Raw genomic sequence first — 23,475 nt, 5'->3', positions numbered from 1 at the left:
AATTTACAAAAAAAGTATAAAATGCACATATTAATTGTAGAAGATGAAGCGGGCATTGTTCAATTTATTCAGCAAGGGTTAGAAGAAGAAGGATATACGATTACTAGTGCTTCTGATGGCTTATTGGGTTTTCAGTTAACTCAAAAAGAGAATTTTGATCTTATTTTGCTGGATTGGATGCTTCCCAAAATGACTGGTTTAGAATTGTGTAAAGCCATTCGGTTGAAAAACAACAGTACTCCAATTATATTTTTGACTGCCAAAGATACGGTTCAAGAAACTATTGAAGGACTCAAAGCAGGCGCTAACGATTATATAAAGAAACCGTTTAGTTTTGATGAATTAGTGGAACGGATTAAAATTCATTTTAGAAACCAAAAGGAAAATGAAATGCTTACTCTTGGCACGATTGAAATAGATACCGTCAAACATGAGGTTTTGGTCAATAAAATCGAAGTAGCACTAACACAACGTGAATTTGAACTCCTAAGTTATTTAGTAAAAAACAAAGGAAAAGTATGCACTAGAACTCAAATTATTGAAGATGTTTGGGACATACATTTTGAGTATGACACTGGTGTTATCGATGTTTTTATAAATGCCATACGCAAGAAATTAAACTTAAAAATAGAAGAAGATTATATAAAAACCGTTCGCGGTATAGGTTATATTGCTAATGACTAAAAAAATGCCACAACTTTCCTTTAAAAATCGAATTGCTTCACATTATATTATAACTACTGCATTATTAATTTTTGTAGTTTTTTTTATTATCTATTCTATTGTTAAATTTAGTGTTTACAGCCATGTAAATACTGATATTAGTTTTGAAGTGGAGAAACATCTTACTGAAATTGAAGTTGTAGATAGTAGTTTTCATTTGATTCATGAAGAGGAGTGGAAGGAACGGGAGCACAATACACTTGATGTAAATCCAGTATTTATTCAATTTATTGATAAAAAAGGAGTTGTGATTGAAAAATCTCCCAATCTCAAAAAACAAACCTTGACCTATTTTTCTAAAAAAATTGATAATGAGGTTTTTGACACAAAATTAGAAACAAACACTATTCGTCAAATTCAGGTCCCCATTTATCAAAAGACCAAGGTAATTGGCTATATACTAATAGCGATGTCACTAGAAGATGCCTCGTTAGTGCTTAACAATTTATCTGAAGTGCTTATTATTGTCTATCCTTTAATTTTAATTTTGTTGTTCTTCATTGCTCGATTTATTGCTGGAAGAAGTATCAAACCCATTAGTGCTATTATTAAAACTTCCAATGTCATTACCAAAGACAATCTGACTTCTAGAATTCCGATGCCTCAAAATAGAGACGAACTTTTTGTTTTGTCTCAAACAATCAATAATTTATTAGACCGAATTGAAACTGCCGTTGAAAGGGAGAAACAATTTACTTCAGATGCATCTCATGAACTAAGAACTCCTTTAACCGTAATAAAAGGCACTTTGGAGGTTTTAATACGAAAACCAAGAGATGCTGCTGAATACGAAGAAAAGATTAATTTTTGTGTAAAAGAAGTAAATCGGTTGAATCACTTAGTAGATCAGCTTCTCCTATTGGCGCGATTTGAAAACCAAAAGCAAACCTTAAAAATTGAAAAAGTATACTTGAATGCTATCTTTTTAGACACTATTGCTCGATCTTCTTCCACTATCCAATCCAAAAAAATCAATGTCACAGCTGAATTTTTCCAAGATTATTATATAGAAACGGATAGCTATTTATTTTCAATTATCATTAATAACCTGATTTCAAATGCGTTGAAATATTCTAATTCAGATGACAGTCTAACCATTAAAATAGTAAATAATGGTGCTAAGATTGAATGCCACATCATTGACTCGGGTATTGGAATACCTACAGAAGATTTAGAAAGAATTTTCAATCAATTTTACCGATCAAAATCGAGTGATCATCCTGAAATTAAAGGAACTGGTTTGGGGTTATCTATTGTTAAAAGATTATGTTCATTACTTAATATCACAGTGGCAATTACTAGTCAAGAGAATAAAGGGACTACCGTAATTTTAAGTTTATTTGAAGCAGACCTTAAGTAGTTCTTAAGAGAGTGATCCCGATTTTGCAGTACATTTACATTTTACTAAAGGAAGCTGGAAAACTTATTTATTTTCCATTACTGATACTTTTTACGTATTGAGTTGACATTAGTTTATTATTTAAAATTTAATTTTAAAAGTGCCTATATTTGTTTGTGAAATTTCTAAAAAACATAATCACTTTAGCTATTTGCTTGCAACTTACGATTCCTTACGTAGTCGAGGATAGCATGCGCTTACCTATATTAGTTTCACATTTTATACAGCATAATCACGAACAAAGCAATATAACCCTATTTCATTTTTTGACAGATCATTATTTAAATAACCATCACGACGAAAAAAAGGACGACCATAATGATTTACCTTTCCATACTCATTCTGACTTTTCTTCCAACCAAAATGTAGTAATACATTTAGAAATAAATTTATTTAAATTTTCACCTATTTATTTTTTTAAAGAGCCTCAAAAAATAGCTTTTTTACAAAATTATTTTTCCTCGACTGTTCTATTATCCATTTGGAGACCACCTAAAAATTGTTAATTATTTAAATGCTTTATTTAAATTATCTTTATTAAGACATTGATGATGATTTTTTTGAAGCCTGTTTTTTATAAAATAATTAATAATTTTAAACTATGTTGAATAAAATAATTGAGTTTTCAATCAAAAACAAACTTATCGTTGGTCTTTTTATTGTCGCTCTTATTGGATATGGCAGTTATCAATTTACCAAGTTACCCATTGATGCCGTACCAGATATTACAGATAATCAAGTTCAAGTAATTACTTCTGCAGCATCATTAGGCGCAACCGATATTGAACGATTAATAACGTTTCCTATCGAACAAGCCAACAGCAACATTCCAGGACTGAAAGAAATTCGCAGTTTCTCACGTTTCGGATTATCCGTTGTAACTATTGTATTTGATGATGCAACAGATGTGTATTGGGCAAGACAACAAGTAACCGAACGATTAAGCGCAGTTAAAGATCAAATTCCAAAAGGCATTGACGCTCCATTTCTTGGTCCAGTAAGTACTGGTTTGGGCGAAATATATCAATATGCCGTAAGAGCAAAAAGTGGTTATGAAAACAAATACGATGCTACGGAATTAAGAACCATTCAGGATTGGATTGTTCGCCGACAATTGTTAGGTGTTGAAGGTGTTGCCGAAGTAAGCAGTTTTGGTGGAAAATTAAAACAATTTGAAATTGCCATTGATCCAAATAAATTGCAATCGCACAATATCACAGTTACTGATGTTTTTACTGCTTTAGAAAAAAACAATCAAAATACTGGTGGTGCTTATATTGAAAAAGGACCAACCGTTTTATACATTCGAAGCGAAGGATTAATTAGTACAATTGATAATATAAAAGAAATTGCTATTAAAAATACAAATAGCGGAAGTCCATTATTTATTCGTGATGTTGCCGATGTTCGTATAGGAAATGCGATTCGATATGGCGCTATGACTTTTCACAAACGTGGTACTCCATCTGAGGAAGTTTCTGGCGCTGTTGTGATGATGTTGAAAGGCGCAAACAGTAATATTGTTATTAAAAACATCAAAGAAAGAGTTCTTCAAATTCAAAAAACATTACCAGAAGGCGTTGTTATTGAACCTTTTTTAGACAGAACTAAAATGGTAAATAATTCCATTTCTACCGTTGGGAAAAACTTATTAGAAGGCGCAATAATTGTACTTCTTGTCTTAATTTTCTTTTTAGGAAATGTTAGAGCAGGATTAATTGTTGCGTCAGTTATTCCGTTAGCGATGTTATTTGCCGTGATTTTAATGAATTTATTTGGCGTAAGCGGAAATCTAATGAGTTTGGGCGCTTTAGATTTTGGACTAATTGTAGATGGCGCAGTTATTATTGTTGAAGCCTGTTTGTTTAGTTTACACAGCAGGAAACAAGGTGAAATAACACAAAATCAAATGGATAATGTGGTTTTAGAAACGTCTACCAGAATGCGAAATGTTGCTGTTTTTGGTGAGTTAATTATCTTGATAGTTTACATTCCAATTTTCACTTTACGAGGTATTGAAGGTAAAATGTTTTTACCTATGGCGCAAACTATTGCTTTTGCTTTGTTCGGTGCTTTTGTATTATCACTTACTTACATTCCGATGATGACGGCTTTATTTTTAGATAAGAAAGTAAGTCATAAAAAGAATTTTTCGGATCGAATGATGGAAAAATTAGAAAATTTCTATCAACCTCTTTTAAATAAAGCATTGGGAATTCCACGAATAATAATAGGAACTACTTTAACTTTATTTGTTTTAGCGATTATCACACTTTCTTTTATGGGTGGCGAATTTATGCCATCATTAGAAGAAGGAGATTTTGCGGTAGAAACGCGAGTTTTACCCGGAAGTAATTTACAAACGTCAATGACTGCGATTTCTCAAGGAGCAAAAATAATATTAGATGAATTTCCAGAAGTTCAAAAAGTAGTTGGTAAAACAGGAAGTTCCGAAGTTCCAACTGATCCAATGCCTATTGATGCAAGTGACATGATGATTATTCTAAAAGATAAAAGCGAATGGACATCAGCTTCAACATTCGATGAATTATCCGAAAAAATGAGCAAAGAATTGGAAGCCGTTCCGGGAGTTTCTTTTGGTTTTCAATATCCGGTTCAAATGCGTTTCAATGAATTAATGACTGGCGCAAGACAAGATGTTGTGTGTAAAATATTTGGAGAAAACCTAGATACTTTAGCATTATACGCCAACAAATTAGGCAAAATTGTAAATACAGTTGAAGGCACATCAGACCTTTATATAGAATCAGTTACAGGAATGCCGCAAATTGTAATTGATTACAATCGATCTGCCATTGCACAATATAATTTAAATATTGAAGACATTAACCGAATTGTAAATACGGCTTTTGCAGGACAGAGTACCGGCTTAATTTATGAAGGCGAAAAAAGATTTGATTTGGTGGTTCGTTTAGAAGGTGAAAAAAGACAAGATCTATCGGATGTTCAAAATTTGTTAATTCCAACGCCAAATGGTTCACAAATTCCATTATCACAATTGGCAAAAGTGGAGATCACCGAAGGTCCAAATCAAATTCAACGAGAAGATGCCAAACGCAGAATTGTAGTTGGATTTAATGTTCGTGGTCGCGATGTACAAAGTATTGTAAAAGAATTACAAGATAAAGTCGATGCAAAATTAAAACTTCCAGCAGGTTATTATACAACTTATGGCGGAGCTTTTGAGAACTTAAACGCTGCAAAAGATAGATTGTTAATTGCTGTTCCAATTTCACTTTTGTTAATTTTAATTCTGCTGTATTTTGCCTTCAAATCTATAAAACAAGGATTGTTAATTTATTCAGCAATTCCGTTATCCATGATTGGAGGAATATTCTTTTTGGCACTACGTGGAATGCCTTTTAGCATTAGCGCAGGCGTTGGATTTATTGCATTGTTTGGTGTTGCAGTTTTAAATGGTTTAGTACTTATTGCCGAATTCAATCGCATCAAATTATCAGGCGAAACCGATTTAAAAGCAATTGTTTTGCAAGGAACAAAAATACGCTTGCGTCCAGTTTTGATGACAGCATTAGTTGCATCGTTAGGATTTTTGCCAATGGCGTTGAGTAATGGTTCGGGTGCAGAAGTGCAAAAACCATTAGCAACCGTAGTAATTGGCGGACTGATAATTGCTACATTCTTAACTTTATTTGTATTACCAATTTTATACATTATGTTCGAAAAAGGAATTAAATTAAAATCCACAAAGACAAAATCCATTACAACTTTAATGATAATTGGATTGTTTTTAGCCGCACAAAATGGCACTGCACAAGAAAAAATTTCGTTCGACAAAGCCATCGAAACAGCTCTTTCTAATAATCTAAAAATCAAAAACGGAAAACTAAATTCAGACTATTTACAAAAAATGGCCAAAACAGGTTATGATATTTCCAATACAGAATTTGTTGGTGAATATGGTCAGTTTAATAGTGATGTGAATGATATAAAAGTGGGTGTTACACAAAGAATCAAATTTCCAACAGTTTACAAAAGACAAAAACAACTTTTAGAAGCCCAAGCAAAAACTGGAGAATGGAACGAGGCTTTACAAAAAAGGGAATTGACAAAGCAAGTAACAATGTCATTTTATGAAATGATTTATCTAAAAGAAAAAGAAAAATTATTACAAAAAAGTGATAGTATTTATGCAGAATTTTTAAGAAAAGCAACGCTTCGTTTTGATAAAGGAGAAAGCAATATTTTAGAAAAAGCAACTGCAGAAAACCAATCAGGACAAATTAGAATACAATTGCAAGAAGTACAAAGCGATTATAAAGTACTTCAAACACAATTCAACTATATATTGAATGATGATACAATTTTTGTTCCAGCTTGGGATAAACACAAAATGACTTTCAACCAGAATTTAGATGAAAGTTTTATATCTAAGCAACCAAGTGTAAAATTAAAAGAGCAAGAAGTAAACAATAATAAAGCGGAGATTGCTTTAGAAAAATCTAAAAAAATGCCCGAATTAATTGGTGGTGTTTATTGGCAAACTTTTAAAACTAATACTGCGTTTCAAGACAATTATAATGGAGTTTTTGGTCAGTTTGGCGTTGCTTTACCGTTATTCAATTCCTCTATTGGGAACAGAAAAAAAGCATTAGAAATTAGTTCTCAAATTGCCAACAATGATGTGAATAATGAAAAACTAAAACTGAAAACACACTATCAAGAATTACTTCAAGAGTATAAAAAACAACAAATTACTATTGAATATTACGAGACTAAAGCATTAAAAAATGTAGATTTAGTCACCAACGCTGCCAATAAAAAATTCATTAATGGCGACATTAATTATCTAGAATGGGTGATGCTTATTAATCAAAATACCGAAATTCAAAGTAATTATATTGAAGCCGTTAGAAAAGGAAATCAAACCATTATTAATTTAATGAACATAACATCAAAATAAAATGCGAAATATAATAATAACAATTACGGCCTTTTTATTTCTGACTTCTTGTGGAAACAAAAAATCCGAAGAAGAAACATCAGAGACAACAACGGTTGAAAACGTTACAACACTTACCGATGCACAAATAAAAAATGCAGGAATTCAAATCGGAAAAGTGGAAGAAAAAGAAATTTCATCCACCTTAAAATTGAATGGAAAAATTGATGTGCCACCACAAAATTTGGTTTCTATAAGCGTTCCAATGGGCGGATATTTAAAATATACCGATTTACTAGAAGGAATGCATGTTAACAAAGGGCAGGTTTTGTGCGTTGTAGAAGATCAACAATACATTCAACTTCAAGAAGATTATCTTTTAGCAAAAGCAAAAATTGTATATGCTAAAGCTGAATTTGCACGACAAAAGGAACTTAACCAGAGTAAAGCAAGTAGCGATAAAGTCTATCAACAAGCACAAGCTGAATACAATTCACTTTCGGTAATGGTGCAATCGTATGGCGAAAAATTGAAATTTGCAGGAATTAATCCGAGTAAAGTTTCTACAAAATCCATTTCAAAGAGTATTAATATATATTCGCCAATTAGCGGTTTTGTTTCTAAAGTAAACGTAAATATTGGTAAATATGTAACTCCAAGTGACATTTTGTTTGAAATTGTTGATCCTTCTGATATTCATTTAGCACTAACAGTTTTCGAAAAAGACATCAATCGTCTGGCAATCGGACAATCACTTATTGCTTACACCAACACAAATCCTGATAAAAAATATCCTTGTAAAATTATTTTAATCGGCAAAGATTTTTCGGAAAATAAAAGTGTCGAAATGCACTGTCATTTTACCAGTTATGATAAAGATTTATTACCGGGAATCTATATGAATGCTGAAGTTGAATTAAAAAGTCAAAAATCAACTGTTTTGCCAGCTGATGCAATTGTAAACTTTGAAAATAAAAATTATATTTTTATTGCCAAAGAAAATAAGGAATTTGAAATGAAAGAAGTTACACTAGGAACTACTGAAAATGGTTTTATAGAAATTACTTCCGATGATTTTAAGGATGCAAATATTGTTATAAAAGGTGCGTATTCCCTTTTGATGAAAATGAAAAATGTCGAAGAGTAATTACCATCTTTGTAATTTTTATTCAAAAAAACGTAACCGATCTATTTACTGAAGAATTAAATAAAAGAGAGCAAAACAGGAGAAGATACTTAGGAAATTGGAGAAGTCAACGATCAATATGATAAACTAATTTAAGGTGGTCAAATAAACGCCAAAAGTGCTATTTTGCTTAAAGGAGCTTAAGATTTAAAAGAGTAGTTAGTAGTTATTAATTTTAAAAACCATAGATTTATTCTCAATTCAATGTAAGTTGAAAATATAAAGGTTTTTGACATCATTTCACGTTAAGGTAAATCTTATGACAAACAACAGCAGTAATTCAGTAAGAACGATTGATAATTATTTAGATAGCCACTACATACATCGCAGTAATTGGCTGAGAGCAGCTGTCCTTGGTGCAAATGATGGCATAATTTCTATTTCTAGTCTTGCCATTGGTATTGCTGCCGCAAGTGCAACTAGGGAACCAATAGTTTTGGCCACTGTTGCAGGTCTTGTTGCGGGTGCTTTATCTATGGCAGCTGGTGAGTATGTTTCTGTAAGTTCTCAAACAGACACTGAAACGGCAGATATAGAAAGAGAAAAAATAGAACTTAGAGAAATGCCAGTAGAAGAATTGAATATTTTGGCGCAAATCTATGAAAAAAGAGGGCTTAAAAAGGAAACGGCAATGCAAGTGGCGATTGAGCTTACTGAAAAAGATGCATTAGCTGCGCACATAAGAGATGAATTAGGTATTAATGAAATAAGTCAAGCAAATCCAATACAAGCAGCATTTGCCTCGGGAGCTTCTTTTACAATTGGTGGAGTTTTACCTTTGCTGGTAGTGCTTTTTGCACCAATAGAAGGAATGGAATATTGGTTGTACGGATCAACTATTTTATTTCTTGTGCTATTAGGTGCAATGTCAGCAAAGACTGGCGGTTCAAGTATCAAAAAAGCGATTATTAGAATTACAATTTGGGGGACAATCGCCATGGGATTGTCTGCTTTAGTAGGGTATATTTTCGGTGTAAGAGTTTAAAGTAACAATTTAAAAATAAAATCATGAACGACGCGCATTGGCACTTAGTAGTAAACCATTTTCCGATTATCGGAACCTTTTTTGGACTTGGAATTTTGGTAGTTGGATTACTTCTAAAAAATAATTCTGTTAAAAATACAGCCTTTGTTTTATTTATAGTTGCAGCTATTTTTGGCTTTTTAAGCATAACAACTGGTGAAGGTGCAGAAGAAATGGTAGAAGACTTTCCTGGAATCGGCAAAGCTATAATTCATGAACATGAAGAAGTAGCAGAGAAATTAGCGCTAGTCTTGTACGCACTAGCCCTTACTTCTGTTTTTGGGATTTATACTAATTTAAAAAATAAAACTAAAGCCAACTTAGTTTCCTATATCGCTTTAGGTATTGCTTTGATTGCCGTTTATTTTGCGCAGCAAACAGGAACGACAGGAGGAGAAATTCGTCACACAGAAATTAGAAATGACAGCGCCGTTTCTCCTATTGGGAATACAGATGCTTCTGTTGAAAAGGAAACAGATAAGGACTAAAATTAATTTAACAAAAATATAAGCTTAAGTTAAAATAAAAATTGCTTTGTAAATATTTTATAGACTATATTTGCACAAGAATAAAAACAAAATACAAAAATGTTTACAAATCAATTGCATCATCATCATTTCCATTATTGCTCTCAAGCGATGTGTTAATGATATGGATGTAAATCATCATATTCTAAAAACCCGTTTGAGTACATCAAACGGGTTTTTTATTTCCCAATGTTTGTACTCAATCAAAATATTTTAAATAAAAAAAAAACAAAATGAGTACATTAAAAATTGCAATTCAAAAATCAGGACGTTTAAACGAAGACAGCATTCAAATTCTTAAAGATGCGGGTATTTCAATCGACAATGGTATAGACCAGTTAAAAGCCGAAGCATCAAATTTCCCTTTAGAGGTTTTATATTTAAGAAATTCAGACATTCCTCAATACCTAATTGACGGAGTGGTAGATATTGCCATAGTTGGGGATAATTTGCTGGTGGAAAAGGGAAATGATATTGAAGTAATACAAAAACTAGGTTTTTCAAAATGTAAAGTATCTGTTGCCGTGCCTAAAGCATTTGATTACAAATCGGTTCAGGATCTAAACGGAATGCGTATTGCCACTTCTTATCCTAAAACAGTACTTGATTTTTTTAATTCTAAAGGAGTTACAGTCGATATTCACCAAATCTCAGGTTCGGTAGAAATAGCCCCAAATATAGGTTTAGCAGATGCGATAGTTGATATTGTGTCTAGCGGAAGTACTTTATTCAAAAATAATCTTAAAGAAGTGGAAGTTATTTTTAAAAGTGAAGCAGTTTTAGCGGTTTCGCCAAAAGTAACACCAGAATCTCAAAAAATAATTGATACATTAAAATTCAGAATCGAATCTGTTTTAAGAGCAAGAAAATCAAAATACATTTTGATGAATGTTCCAAATAACAAAATTGAAGCAGTAGGTAAAATTCTGCCAGTACTGCGCAGTTTAACGGTATTGCCATTAGCACAAGAAGGATGGAGTAGTGTACACTCTGTAATCGATAAAGATACTTTTTGGGATGTGATCGATCAATTAAAAGAAGCTGGAGCCGAAGGAATTTTAGTTTGTCCAATTGAGAAAATGGTCCTTTAAAAGTTTTAAATCATAACATATTCTATTTAAGAATTCATTGCGAACTTTGCGAAAACCTTTGTGAACTTTGCGGTTAAAAACAATACAATGAATAAAATATACAATCCAAAACCAGAAACGTGGTCCGCTATTTTAGAACGGCCAACTAAGACTGTAGATGATATTGAAGCTACGGTAAAAGAGATCTTCAAGGAAGTTCAGAAAAAAGGAGATGCCGCAGTAGCCAAATATACGTCGCTTTTTGATGGCGCTTCCGTTGCAAATATTGAAGTTTCTAAAGCGGAGATTGAGGCTGCTATCGCTACTGTTTCAGATGAGTTAAAAGAGGCGATTGCGCTTGCAAAAGCCAATATCACTAAATTTCACACTGCTCAAAAAACAGATCGAGTAGAAGTGGAAACAATCGAAGGGGTGAATTGCTGGCAAGAGAAAAGACCGATTCAAAAAGTAGGATTGTATATTCCGGGAGGAACAGCACCTCTATTTTCAACCGTATTGATGCTTGCCGTTCCGGCGGATATTGCAGGTTGTAACGAAATTGTATTGTGCTCGCCACCAGATAAAAACGGAAATATAAATCCGGCAATCTTGTTTGCTGCAAATTTATGTGGAGTAACTAAAATTTTAAAAGTAGGTGGTATTCAAGCTATTGCTGGGATGACCTTTGGAACAGAAACGATTCCAAAAGTGTACAAAATCTTTGGTCCAGGAAATCAATTTGTAACAGTTGCAAAACAATTAGCCACACAATTTGGAGTAGCTATTGACATGCCTGCTGGACCATCTGAATTATTAATTGTGGCTGATGACACTGCAGTTCCCGCATTTGTAGCCTCTGATTTATTGTCGCAGGCAGAACACGGAGCAGACAGTCAGGTTATTTTGGTTTCGACTTCTAAGAAATTAATGGATGCGGTAGAAGCGGAAGTTCAAATCCAAATCGAGGCTTTACCGAGAAAAGCCATCGCCGAAAAAGCAATTGCTAATTCTAAATTAATTTTTGTTGAAAACGATAAAATAGCACTGGATTTAATCAACCAATACGGACCAGAACACTTTATAATCTGTTCTGAATTTGATGATTTTTATAGCAATGGTGTTTGCAATGCAGGATCTGTTTTCATTGGAAATTTCACTCCAGAAAGCGCGGGTGATTATGCTTCAGGAACCAATCATACCTTACCAACTAATGGATATGCTAAAAATTACAGTGGTGTCAATCTAGATAGTTTTACAAAAACAATGACTTTCCAAAAAATAACAGAAAAAGGAATACAAAACATTGGCAATGCAATCGAAATTATGGCTGATGCCGAAGGGTTGCAAGCACACAAAAATGCAGTTACATTACGATTAAAAGCGCTGGAAGATGGGAAATAGTTTTGATATCAATAATTTGGTTCGAGAGAACGTAAAAATAATGAAGCCTTATTCCTCTGCTCGCGATGAATTTGAGGGTTTTGATACTGCAGACATGATTTTTTTGGATGCCAATGAAAATCCGTTTGAAAATGGTGTAAATCGTTATCCAGATCCACAACAAATGAGTGTGAAAGCAGTTTTGGCGAAACAAAAAAATGTAAAGACCAACCAAATTTTACTTGGAAATGGCAGTGATGAAGTATTGGATTTATTGTTCAGAGCTTTTTGTGAACCAAAAATAGATAACGTAATTACCCTACCGCCAACCTACGGAATGTATGGCGTTTTGGCTAATATCAATGCAGTTGAAAACAGAGAAATTTTGCTTTCAAAAGATTTTCAACCAGAAATCGAAAAAATCATCGCTGCCATAGATGAAAATACAAAGATGATCTTTTTGTGTTCTCCAAACAATCCAACTGGAAATTCATTTTCAGATGAAGCAGTTGCCTATCTTTTGCAAAATTTCAAAGGTTTGGTCGTAATTGATGAAGCTTACATTGACTTTTCAAAAAAAGAAAGTTGGAGTAATGAATTAGATGAATATCCAAATTTAGTAATTACACAAACCTTATCAAAAGCGTATGGTTTGGCAGGAATTAGATTGGGGATTTGTTATGCTTCCGCTGAAATAATTTCGGTTTTAAATAAAATAAAACCACCGTATAATGTAAATGAATTGACTCAAAAACGTGCCTTAGATCGATTGGGTGATGTTGAAAAAATAAAAAACGAAATTGTTTCTATTATAGAACAAAGAGAGCAATTACTTAAAGCATTACTTAATATTAATTTTGTCGAAAAAATTTATTCAACAGAAGCCAATTTTATTTTGGTAAAAGTGGATGATGCCAACAAAAGATACGGTGAGTTAATTGCCAAAGGTATTGTAATTCGAAACCGTACAACACAACCACTTTGCGAAAATACGTTGCGTTTGACTGTGGGAACAGAACAAGAAAATATGAAATTAATTGAGGTTTTAAAACAACTTTAAACCTTAAACTTTAAACTATTTTAATGAAAAAAATACTTTTTATAGATCGTGATGGAACAATGGTTTTAGAACCAAACGATTACCAACTAGATAGTTTTGAAAAACTAGAATTTTATCCGAATGCTTTTCAGTTTTTGGGTAAAATAGCTAAAGAATTGGATTTTGAATTGGTAATGGTGACCAATCAAGATGGTTTAGGAACGGATTCGCATCCTGAAATTAACTTTTGGCCAGTACATAATTTAATTATGAAAGCTTTTGAAAATGAAGGAGTAGTTTTCAAAGAAGTGTTTATCGACAAGACTTTTCCTTACCAAAATGTACCAACTCGCAAGCCAGGTACAGCTATGTTGACACAATATATTGACAATCCTAAATATGATTTGGAAAACTCATTCGTAATTGGAGATAGAATAACCGATGTAGAATTAGCAAAAAACTTAGGTTCAAAAGCGATTTTCATTAACAGAGATGAAGCGTTAGGTGGTGATGAGATAGCTTCAAAAAGACACGAATTGGATTCGGTTATTGCGTTGCAAACTACAGAATGGAAAGTAATTTACGAATTTCTAAAATTAGAGGAGCGTTCCGCTACCATTTCAAGAAAAACAAATGAGACCGATATATTTATCAATTTAAATCTAGACGGAACAGGGAAAAGTAAAATCGAAACTGGAATTGCTTTTTTTGACCATATGTTGGACCAAATCGCGCGCCACGCACAAATGGATTTGGAGATTCTTGTAAAAGGAGATCTAGAAGTCGATGAACACCATACAATCGAAGATACAGCTATTGCTTTAGGAGAAGTTTTCGTAAAAGCATTAGGCAACAAATTGGGGATTGAACGCTACGGTTTTTGTTTACCCATGGACGATTGTTTGGCGCAAGTAGCAATCGATTTTGGAGGCAGAAACTGGTTGGTTTGGGAAACTGAATTCAAACGTGAAATGGTGGGTAAAATGCCAACGGAGATGTTTTTCCACTTTTTTAAATCATTCTCAGATGGTGCAAAAGCAAATATCAACATTAAAGCGGAAGGTACAAACGAGCATCATAAGATTGAAGCCATTTTCAAGGCTTTTGCCAAAGCAATAAAAGTTGCGGTAAAACGCGACACAGAAAAGATGATTTTACCATCAACAAAAGGAATGTTGTAAAATTGTTTAAAGTTTAACGTTTCAGGGTGACTCGAGCAACTTTAAACTTTAAACATTAAACTTGAAACAAAAGTTAAATGAAAATAGTTATCATAAATTACGGAGCAGGAAATATTCAAAGCATTATGTTTGCCATGGAACGATTGGGTTTTGAGGCTGTTTTAAGCAATGATTGGAAGGAAATCAAAGCTGCTGATAAAGTGATTTTTCCAGGTGTTGGCGAAGCAAGTTCTGCCATGCGAATGCTCGTGGATAGCGGTCTTGATGTATTAATTCCAACTTTAAAACAACCTGTTTTGGGAATTTGTTTAGGTATGCAATTGATGTGTAACAAATCAGAAGAAGGAAATACCACAGGTTTAGGTATTTTTGATGTTGATGTCATTAAATTTACACCAAAAGTAAAAGTGCCTCAGATGGGCTGGAACCAAATTTATAATTTGAAATCGGATTTATTCAAAGGAATTGCTGAAAATGAATACATGTATTTAGTTCACAGTTTCTATGCTCCGCTTTGTGATGAGGCCATTGCAACGACTAATTATGAATTGGAATACGCATCGGCTCTGAAAAAGAACAATTTCTATGGAACACAATTTCACCCGGAAAAAAGTGGTGATGTTGGAGAGAAAATTTTGGGGAACTTTCTAGCCCCCTAACCCCCGAAGGGGGCACTCTCAACAAATACGAAAAAATAATAACTAAAAAGCCTATTTACCCCTAATAGGAATTCCCCCTTCGGGGGTTAGGGGGCTGATTAAAATGAGAATAATACCAGCAATAGATATCATCGACGGAAAATGTGTTCGCTTGTCGAAAGGCGATTACAATACGAAGATAATTTATAATGAAAATCCGCTTGAAGTGGCTAAATCTTTTGAAGCGCACGGCATTGAATACTTACATTTAGTTGATTTGGATGGTGCTAAGTCAAGCCAAATTGTGAACTATAAAATTTTAGAACAAATTGCGACGCAAACCAAACTAAAAATAGATTTTGGCGGTGGATTAAAGTCGGATGCCGATTTGAAAATTGCTTTCGAAAGTGGTGCCAACCAAATTACAGGTGGTAGCATTGCAGTAAAAAACAGAGCGATTTTCGAAAAATGGATTGCTGAATACGGTTCTGATAAAATTATTTTGGGAGCTGATGCCAATAATGAAAAAGTAGTGGTATCAGGCTGGTTAGAAGATTCTAATGAGGATCTGATTCCGTTTATTCAAAACTACCAAAATAAAGGTATTCAATACGTCATTTGTACCGATATTGCCAAAGACGGCATGCTGGAAGGACCAAGTTTTGATTTATATGCTAAAATTTTGGAACAATGTGATGACAAATCGAGTTTGTCACCTCGAGCGCAGTCGAGAGGCGAGATTAAATTGATTGCTTCGGGAGGAATATCAACTTTTGATGAATTGCCTAAATTAGCCGAATTAGGTTGTGAAGGAACAATAATTGGAAAAGCAATTTACGAAGGACGAATTAGTTTAAAGCAATTAGAGAATTATATAATAAAATAGATTATTTCACAAAGGCACACAAAGAAAACACAAAGATTCTCAAAGAATTTTGTGTGTCTCTGTGAAATCTTCGTGAATCTCTGTGTAACAATAAAAAATATGCTTACAAAAAGAATTATTCCCTGTCTCGATATAAAAAACGGACGTACCGTCAAAGGTGTAAATTTTGTAGATTTGCGTGACGCTGGCGATCCCGTAGAATTAGCTAAAATCTATTCGGATGAAGGAGCAGACGAATTGGTATTTTTAGACATTTCAGCAACCGAAGAACGACGCAAAACCTTAGTGGATTTGGTTCGGAAAGTGGCATCTACGATTAATATTCCATTTACTGTAGGAGGAGGAATTTCATCTGTAAAAGATGTTGAAGTTTTATTGCAGAATGGTGCGGATAAGGTATCTATCAATTCTTCGGCGGTAAAGAATCCACAGTTGATAAATGATTTGGCACAGAAATTCGGAAGCCAATGCGTGGTAGTGGCTATAGATGCCAAACAAATTGACGGACAATGGATGGTGCATTTAGTGGGAGGAAAAATACCAACCGAATTAAATTTATTTGACTGGGCGAAAGAAGTAGCCCAACGCGGCGCAGGCGAAATTTTATTTACCTCGATGGATAATGACGGTACAAAAAACGGCTTTGCAAATGAAGCTTTGGCTAAACTCTCGGAACTGGTTAATATTCCAATAATTGCTTCAGGTGGTGCAGGGAATATACAGCATTTTGTGGACAGTTTTACCATTGGTAAAGCAGATGCAGCATTAGCAGCAAGCGTATTTCATTTTAAAGAAATAGAAATAAAAATATTGAAAACAGCGCTTAAAAATAATAATATTGAAGTAAGAATCTAATTTTCGACTTTAAAACTTTAGACTAAAAAAAATGAATATCGATTTCTCAAAAAATACCGATGGATTAATTCCAACCATAATTCAAGATAGCGAAACTAAAACGGTTTTGATGCTAGGTTTTATGAATGCCGAAGCCTACCAAAAAACAATTGATACTAAAAAAGTAACTTTCTATAGCCGCACCAAGCAAAGACTTTGGACAAAAGGGGAAGAAAGTGGTAACTTTTTGAATCTGATTGACATCAAAAATGACTGTGATAACGACACCTTGTTGATTCAGGTAAGACCGGAAGGACCTACTTGCCATAAAGGAACGGATACATGTTGGGCAAGTGAAAACAAAGCTGATTATGGCTTTATTTCAGATTTGGAAGATACCATTCAACTTCGAAGAGAAAATGCGGATTCTGAAAAAAGTTACGTGGCTTCATTATTTAAATTAGGAATCAACAAAATCGCTCAAAAAGTGGGTGAGGAAGCAGTAGAAGTGGTTATCGAAGCAAAAGATGATAACGACGACCTGTTTTTGAGCGAAAGTGCCGATTTGCTTTTTCATTATCTTATTTTATTACAAGCTAAAGGTTTTAAATTGAATGACGTAGTTGAAGTTTTGAAAAGTCGGCAGAAATAGAAATTTATTTTAAATATTTTTAGCAATAAAACCCAATAGTAAATGCATAAACTATTGGGTTTTCTTTTATTTCAAATCGTAATCCACTATATTTACTATTATTTAAAAATAGGAATACCACAATGCAAGTGATGAATTTAGACAATACCACATTGATACAAGAGCACAACGATCCAATCATAAATACGGGGCTGTATATTATCTTAACTACCGATGAAGATGATGCTCGACCGGTGTATATCGCTGGGAATTTTAATGATTGGCGCACTCAGGACAAAGATTTTATGATGGAAAAAATTGGAAACAGGCTTTATCACTTTAAATTCTCGCATGATTTTGATTATCCAGAACTGCTTTTATATAAATTTACAAAAGGCGATTGGAGTGAAGTCGAAATCGATAGCCACGGCAACCGAACAGAAAATCGTTCCACTCACAACCATACTGGTATTCAAAATGAACATGTTGCAAGATGGAGGAAAAACTGGTTGCCGTTTAAGCAATCTTTTTTGCCACAAGTTCAGTTGATCTCAGATGAATTTGAGATTCCGCAATTGAATAAAACCAGAAAGATTTGGGCTTTATTGCCGCATGATTATGACAATTCAAGTGAGCATTATCCCGTACTGTATTTGCAAGATGCTCAAAATTTATTCAATGAAAAGGCAGAGTTTGGAAATTGGGAAATTGACAAAAAACTGGCCGTTATGTCCGAGTATAAGATTGGAAAAATTATTGTAATTGCCATAGAACACGCAGAAGAAGATCGTATCAAGGAATATAACGTAGGTAAAACTGTCTTGGGGAAAGGGCAAGGTGAAAAATACATTCGGTTTGTAACTGATACGTTGAAGCCCTATGTAGATAGTAATTTTAGAACAAAAAAAGAGCGCGAATTTACAGGAATAGGAGGAAGTTCGATGGGCGGATTAGTAAGTATTTTTAGTGGTTTACGAAATCCTGAAGTGTATGGCAAACTGATGATTTTTTCGCCTTCACTGTGGGTAAAACCAGATTTAAAAATAAAACCTAAAAAAACTAATGCTGAGGATACTAAAATCTATTTGTATGCTGGAGGCGACGAAAGCGCAACTATGATCGAGCATACAAAAAAGTTTAGGGATGATTTGATTGAAAGTGAATTTATTAAAGACAAATCGAAAATTAATTTGAGTATTAACAGGCAAGGAAAGCACAGTGAAACTTATTGGAGTGATGAATTTCCTAAAGCAATTGAATGGTTGTTTTTTCAAACAAAATAATGTTAAGACACTATTTATCTAGTCTGTTTATTGGCTAACCAAAGCTAAAGAATCAAATAAAGTAATTAAAAATATGGGTAAATACATACATCTATTATTTTGCATGCTGTTAATTAGTTGTATTTCCAATAAAAGGGTTCCAAATTCTAAAATTGCAACTCAAAAATTTGAAATCAGAGTAGATTCCATAAATTTATACGATACTTTAAGAAAGCGATCAATTCCAGTTGCTTTTTATTTGCCAAAAACAAAGAAGAAAATTATTGACCAAAAAGTAGTAATTTTTAGCCATGGTTATGCAGAAAACAGACTTGGAGCAAATAAAGCCTATTCTTATTTAACGGAAAAATTAGCATCTAAAGGATATTTTGTAGTGAGCATACAGCACGAATTGCCAACAGATGAATTAATCCCTAAAACAGGTAATCCTCAACTTGTTCGACGACCATTTTGGGAACGAGGTAGTGAAAATATTATGTTCGTTATTAAGGAAATAAAAGAAAAGAATCCGGAACTAGATTTTAAGCATTTAGTATTGATAGGACACTCTAATGGTGGCGATATGACCGTTTTGTTTGCACAAAAATATCCAGATTTAGTTGATAAAATAATTTCATTGGACAATCGCAGAATGAAAATACCGAGAACAATGCATCCGAAAATTTATTCGCTACGGTCTACGGATCAACCTGCTGATGAAGGGGTTTTACCAACCATTGAAGAACAACAAAAATTTGAGATGACTATAATTAAACTTAACAATACTATTCATAATGATATGAATGATAACGGCAGTAGAAAGCAAAAAAGAGAAATAAATAACTACATATTGAGTTTTCTAAATAACTAAAAATCGAAATCATGAAAATAAATACCATTAAAAACTTAGATAATTTTTCAGGAACAATTATAATTCCCGTTTTTGAGACTTATGCAAAAAGTATAGTTCCTATCGCATTCAATTCCTTAGAAATTCCTTCTGCAGTTTTTTTTGGAAAAAAGGATACACATTATGTAGCCGAAAAAAACAACAATACCTACGTATTTGTAGGTTTGGGAAAAACGATTGATTATAAATCCTTAAAAACTGTTTTTCGACGCATTTCAGCGAAACAAAAAGAGCATTTTAGTTCGGATATCGCTTTAGTTTTACTAGATCAATTTACTGAAGATCAAGTAGAAGCAATAGTTTCAGGTTTACTTTTAGGAACCTACGATTTAGGCCATTTTAAAACGGATAAGACAACTCATCCTTTTTTAGAAACAGATTTTAATCTAAACTTGTTCTCTGAGAAGGATTTTTTGGCTGCAGCCAAAAAAGGAATTAAAATTGCAAAAGCACAATTAGCTACTTATCATTTAGTAGACTTACCACCAAATACGGTTAACCCAAAATATTTAGCCAACTGGGCAAAAGAAACAGGGGAGAAATATGGATTTGATGTTGAAGTTTTGGGTTATGATGCTTCAAAAATTGCTGGTCTTGGGGCTTTTTTAGCAGTTGGAAAAGGAAGCGAGAACGAACCTCAATTTATCATTATGAATTATACTCCAAAACAAAAAGTAAAATCCTTAAAACACATTGGTTTGGTAGGTAAAGGTATAACCTTTGACACAGGAGGACTAAATATAAAAACGGCGGGAATGCTTCACATGAAGTGCGATATGGCTGGAGGTGGCGCTGTTCTTGGAGCAATGCAATTGATTGCAGATTTACAATTACCAGTGAAAGTAACAGCAATTGTTCCCTGCGCAGAAAATGCAGTAGATGCCAAGTCATTTTTGCCTAGCGATGTGATTCATAGTTACAGCGGTCATTCAATAGAGATAATTGATACAGATGCAGAAGGCCGACTCGTTTTAGCAGATGGATTGTCGTATTTAATTAAAAATTTCAAACCAGAATATATTGTAGATATTGCCACACTTACAGGAAGTAGCGTCGCTACACTTGGCTTTGAATGTGGAGCCTTGTTTACCAATAACGAAAAAATGGCTAAAAAACTACAGGAGAATGGAGACGCAATTGGAGAACGTTTGTGGCCCTTGCCACTTTGGGATGTCTATAAATCAGACATAGAAAGTGATATTGCCGATGTTAAGAATTTTAGTGGAAAAGCCGTAGCAGGAGCCATAAGTGCTGCCAAATTCTTAGAATATTTTACACAAGAGCACAAAGCTTGGGCACATCTTGATGTTGCAGGTGTAGCATTTGGCGACGATGAGTTTGCAAAAAGCAAACATGCTACAGCCTTTGGTGTTCATTTATTAACTAAATTCATAGAAAATTTATAATGTATGGAAAATTCTAAAACGTTTCTTTGTATTTCAAATTATTTCAAAGGTGCCGATTTTTTGATTCATTTAAAAAAATTGGGCAACAAAGTTTATTTAGTAACAAGCGAAAAACTAAGGGATAAGCCCTGGCCACATGAGTACATTGATGAGATTTTCTATATGGAAGGACAAGATGTAGATTGGAATTTAGAGCATTTGTTATTAGGCGTTGGTAATTTCTTGAAGTCCACTAAAATTGATGCTATTGTTGCTCTAGACGATTATGATGTTGAAAAAGCAACCTATCTGAGAGAAAATCTTCGCATTGACGGGATGGGACAAACTACGGGGCGTTATTTTAGAGATAAACTGGCAATGCGAATGAGAGCCAAAAGTTGTGGAATTCCTATTCCGGCTTTTTGTTCGTTATTTAATGACCATGACATCAATACTTTTGCAGATACAATTCCAGCTCCATGGGTTCTGAAACCACGCTCTGAAGCTTCGGCGTCAGGGATTATAAAAGTATATGATAAAGAGAGTTTGTGGATTCATATAAATGAAATGGGAAATAATAGATTTAAATATTTATTAGAGCAGTTCAAGCCTGGTGATGTGTATCATTGTGATAGTTTGATTTCAGATCGTAAAATAATCTTTAGTTTAACTTCTAGATATTTAGCTACACCAATGGAAATTTCGCAAGGTGGTGGTGTTTTTCGTTCCGCAAATATCAAATACAATTCTGATGATGACAAAGCGATAAAAAAACTAAATGAGCAAGTGATGAAAGGCTTTGGCTTGAAACATGGCGCTGCTCATACGGAGTTTATAAAAAGCATTGATGATGGTCAGATTTACTTTTTGGAAACATCCTCAAGAGTAGGAGGAGCGCATTTAGCCGAAATGGTTGCAGAGGCATCAAATATTAATTTATGGAAAGAATGGGCGGCAATTGAAAATGGATTGGTCAAAGAAACTAAATACATTTTACCCAAAGTAAAAAAGGGATATGCAGGGATTGTCCTTACCTTATCTAAATTTCAACATCCTAATTTATCGTCATTTTCAGATCCAGAAGTTTGCTTTAAAGTACCTTTAGACTATCATGCGGGCCTTATCGTAAAATCAGATAAACAGGAAAGAGTTTTAGAATTGTTGGAGGATTACGGTACCCGTTTAGCCAATGATTTTACTGCTGTAGTAGAACAAAGTAAGGTAACTAACTTACATTAAATGACATTGATGAACGATCAAAAAAGCGACTTTTTTAATAGATAGTCGCTTTTTTTTAAAGTTTTATTAATCTATAATTAGGTCCGATTTTATACCTTCGTTAAAAATTTTTGTGCTTCAATAAAAGTTTCTATCTCAATCCCTTATGAAAAAAATAGTTCTTCTTTTTAGTTTTTTAGGATTTATTAGCTGCAAATCATCAATTGATACTCCAGTTAAACTTCAAACACCAATTCAGAATGAATACTTTACAATTGCTTTTGGTTCTTGTGACAATCAAAAAATTAAAAATGAACTATGGCCAGCGATAGATAAAAATCATCCTTCGGTTTGGATTTGGGGAGGTGATAATGTCTATTCAGACACTGAGGACATGGAGTTTCTTAAAAAAAATTATGATATTCAGAAACAGGATACTGATTATCTTCAGTTTATAAAAAATAAAATCGTAATGGGAACGTGGGATGATCATGATTTTGGAGCAAATGACGGCGGAGAAGAATATCCTTTTAAAAGAGAAAGTCAACAGCTTTTGTTGGATTTTTTAGACACTTCAAAAACTGATTCTTTACGAAAAAGAGATGGCGTTTACACCTCGAAAACCATTGCTATAAATGGACATAAAGTTAAAATAATAGTCTTAGACTCTCGTTTTTTCAGAACAAAACTAACGAAAGCCACCGATTCCAAAAAACGTTTCCAACCCAATAAATATGGTGAGGGAACGGTGTTAGGAAATGCACAATGGAAATGGTTGGAAAAAGAACTTCAAACTTCCGATGCGCAATTTAATGTACTCGTCAGCAGTATTCAATTTCTTTCCGATAAACATGGTTTTGAAGCTTGGGGAAATTTTCCACATGAGGTTGAAAAACTAGAACGACTAATTGTTTCCACCAAAGCAAAAGGAACCTTTATAATCTCTGGAGATCGCCATATTGCAACTTTTTCTTCTAAAAATGTTACTGGATTATCTTATCCTTTAGTTGATTTTACATCTAGTGGATTGACGCACACCTACGCTTCTTTTTCAGGTGAAGAAAATCCTTATGTGAAAGGCGAAGTAATCAAAGATATTAATTTTGGGTTGTTGAAGTTTGATTTTGAAAACAACAAAGTAATCATGGAAATTAGAGGAAAGCAGAATAAGCTGTTGCAAGAATATGTTCAAATCTATCCTGGAAAATAATTTCAGGAATTATCTTTCTAAAATTTTAAAGTTTATTTTTGTCCAAAG

Annotated in this window: 19 protein-coding genes; all 19 read left to right on the top strand. The window is 33.6% G+C overall.

The features are described from left to right. Positions 1 to 21: 21 nt before the first annotated feature. The 19 genes from BUC11_RS01650 to BUC11_RS01555 all read left to right on the top strand — a co-directional run bounded on the left by BUC11_RS01650 (position 22) and on the right by BUC11_RS01555 (position 23,427). A complete protein-coding gene (locus BUC11_RS01650) occupies positions 22 to 684 on the top strand; it encodes a response regulator transcription factor (protein ID WP_073351259.1) in 663 nt (220 codons plus the stop codon). Between the two features lie 4 nt (positions 685 to 688). Continuing rightward, a complete protein-coding gene (locus BUC11_RS01645; RefSeq protein ID WP_073351336.1) occupies positions 689 to 2,083 on the top strand; it encodes a sensor histidine kinase in 1,395 nt (464 codons plus the stop codon). A gap of 640 nt (positions 2,084 to 2,723) precedes the next feature. Further along, positions 2,724 to 7,067, top strand: a complete 4,344-nt coding sequence (locus tag BUC11_RS01635) for a CusA/CzcA family heavy metal efflux RND transporter (protein WP_073351256.1) — start codon at positions 2,724 to 2,726, stop codon at positions 7,065 to 7,067. Between the two features lies 1 nt (position 7,068). Further along, on the top strand, positions 7,069 to 8,193 hold the full coding sequence (locus BUC11_RS01630) for an efflux RND transporter periplasmic adaptor subunit (RefSeq protein WP_073351253.1): 1,125 nt from the start codon (positions 7,069 to 7,071) through the stop codon (positions 8,191 to 8,193). Between the two features lie 298 nt (positions 8,194 to 8,491). Continuing rightward, positions 8,492 to 9,217 (top strand): VIT1/CCC1 transporter family protein, encoded by a 726-nt coding sequence (locus tag BUC11_RS01625; protein WP_073351251.1) that lies wholly within the window; start codon positions 8,492 to 8,494, stop codon positions 9,215 to 9,217. Positions 9,218 to 9,240: 23 nt separating this feature from the next. Beyond that, the gene (locus tag BUC11_RS01620) at positions 9,241 to 9,744 is read left to right on the top strand and encodes a hypothetical protein (RefSeq protein WP_073351249.1); all 504 of its coding nucleotides are present in this window, start codon (positions 9,241 to 9,243) and stop codon (positions 9,742 to 9,744) included. A gap of 272 nt (positions 9,745 to 10,016) precedes the next feature. Further along, entirely contained in the window at positions 10,017 to 10,874 is an 858-nt protein-coding gene (gene hisG, locus BUC11_RS01615; protein ID WP_073351247.1) for an ATP phosphoribosyltransferase, read from the top strand. Positions 10,875 to 10,961: 87 nt separating this feature from the next. Then, positions 10,962 to 12,254, top strand: a complete 1,293-nt coding sequence (gene hisD, locus BUC11_RS01610) for a histidinol dehydrogenase (RefSeq protein WP_073351245.1) — start codon at positions 10,962 to 10,964, stop codon at positions 12,252 to 12,254. Then, a complete protein-coding gene (gene hisC, locus BUC11_RS01605) occupies positions 12,244 to 13,293 on the top strand; it encodes a histidinol-phosphate transaminase (RefSeq protein ID WP_073351241.1) in 1,050 nt (349 codons plus the stop codon). The genes hisD and hisC overlap by 11 nt, the downstream gene beginning before the upstream one ends. A 23-nt stretch (positions 13,294 to 13,316) precedes the next feature. Beyond that, positions 13,317 to 14,453, top strand: a complete 1,137-nt coding sequence (gene hisB, locus BUC11_RS01600) for a bifunctional histidinol-phosphatase/imidazoleglycerol-phosphate dehydratase HisB (RefSeq protein ID WP_073351239.1) — start codon at positions 13,317 to 13,319, stop codon at positions 14,451 to 14,453. 77 nt (positions 14,454 to 14,530) lie between these two features. Then, positions 14,531 to 15,112 (top strand): imidazole glycerol phosphate synthase subunit HisH, encoded by a 582-nt coding sequence (gene hisH / locus BUC11_RS01595; RefSeq protein WP_073351237.1) that lies wholly within the window; start codon positions 14,531 to 14,533, stop codon positions 15,110 to 15,112. A 103-nt stretch (positions 15,113 to 15,215) separates the two neighbouring features. Further along, complete coding sequence (gene hisA / locus BUC11_RS01590) at positions 15,216 to 15,977, top strand: 1-(5-phosphoribosyl)-5-[(5-phosphoribosylamino)methylideneamino]imidazole-4-carboxamide isomerase (protein ID WP_073351236.1); 762 nt, start codon at positions 15,216 to 15,218, stop codon at positions 15,975 to 15,977. A gap of 99 nt (positions 15,978 to 16,076) precedes the next feature. Beyond that, on the top strand, positions 16,077 to 16,832 hold the full coding sequence (hisF, locus tag BUC11_RS01585; RefSeq protein WP_073351234.1) for an imidazole glycerol phosphate synthase subunit HisF: 756 nt from the start codon (positions 16,077 to 16,079) through the stop codon (positions 16,830 to 16,832). A 31-nt stretch (positions 16,833 to 16,863) separates the two neighbouring features. Beyond that, positions 16,864 to 17,463, top strand: a complete 600-nt coding sequence (hisIE, locus tag BUC11_RS01580) for a bifunctional phosphoribosyl-AMP cyclohydrolase/phosphoribosyl-ATP diphosphatase HisIE (protein WP_073351232.1) — start codon at positions 16,864 to 16,866, stop codon at positions 17,461 to 17,463. A gap of 131 nt (positions 17,464 to 17,594) precedes the next feature. Next, a complete protein-coding gene (locus tag BUC11_RS01575; protein WP_073351334.1) occupies positions 17,595 to 18,725 on the top strand; it encodes an alpha/beta hydrolase in 1,131 nt (376 codons plus the stop codon). A gap of 73 nt (positions 18,726 to 18,798) precedes the next feature. Next, entirely contained in the window at positions 18,799 to 19,575 is a 777-nt protein-coding gene (locus BUC11_RS01570; protein ID WP_073351228.1) for an alpha/beta hydrolase, read from the top strand. Between the two features lie 11 nt (positions 19,576 to 19,586). Further along, positions 19,587 to 21,020 carry a leucyl aminopeptidase family protein gene (locus tag BUC11_RS01565; protein ID WP_073351226.1) on the top strand — a complete coding sequence of 478 codons (1,434 nt, stop codon included), beginning with the start codon at positions 19,587 to 19,589 and terminating at the stop codon, positions 21,018 to 21,020. 3 nt (positions 21,021 to 21,023) lie between these two features. Next, the gene (locus BUC11_RS01560) at positions 21,024 to 22,238 is read left to right on the top strand and encodes an ATP-grasp domain-containing protein (protein WP_073351224.1); all 1,215 of its coding nucleotides are present in this window, start codon (positions 21,024 to 21,026) and stop codon (positions 22,236 to 22,238) included. A gap of 145 nt (positions 22,239 to 22,383) precedes the next feature. Continuing rightward, the gene (locus BUC11_RS01555) at positions 22,384 to 23,427 is read left to right on the top strand and encodes an alkaline phosphatase D family protein (RefSeq protein WP_073351222.1); all 1,044 of its coding nucleotides are present in this window, start codon (positions 22,384 to 22,386) and stop codon (positions 23,425 to 23,427) included. The last annotated feature ends 48 nt before the right edge of the window (positions 23,428 to 23,475 follow it).

This window comes from Flavobacterium xanthum (assembly GCF_900142695.1).
GTDB lineage: Bacteria > Bacteroidota > Bacteroidia > Flavobacteriales > Flavobacteriaceae > Flavobacterium > Flavobacterium xanthum.
The sequence above is the reverse complement of the archived record's forward strand: the minus strand, read 5'-3'. Positions and strand labels throughout refer to the sequence as shown.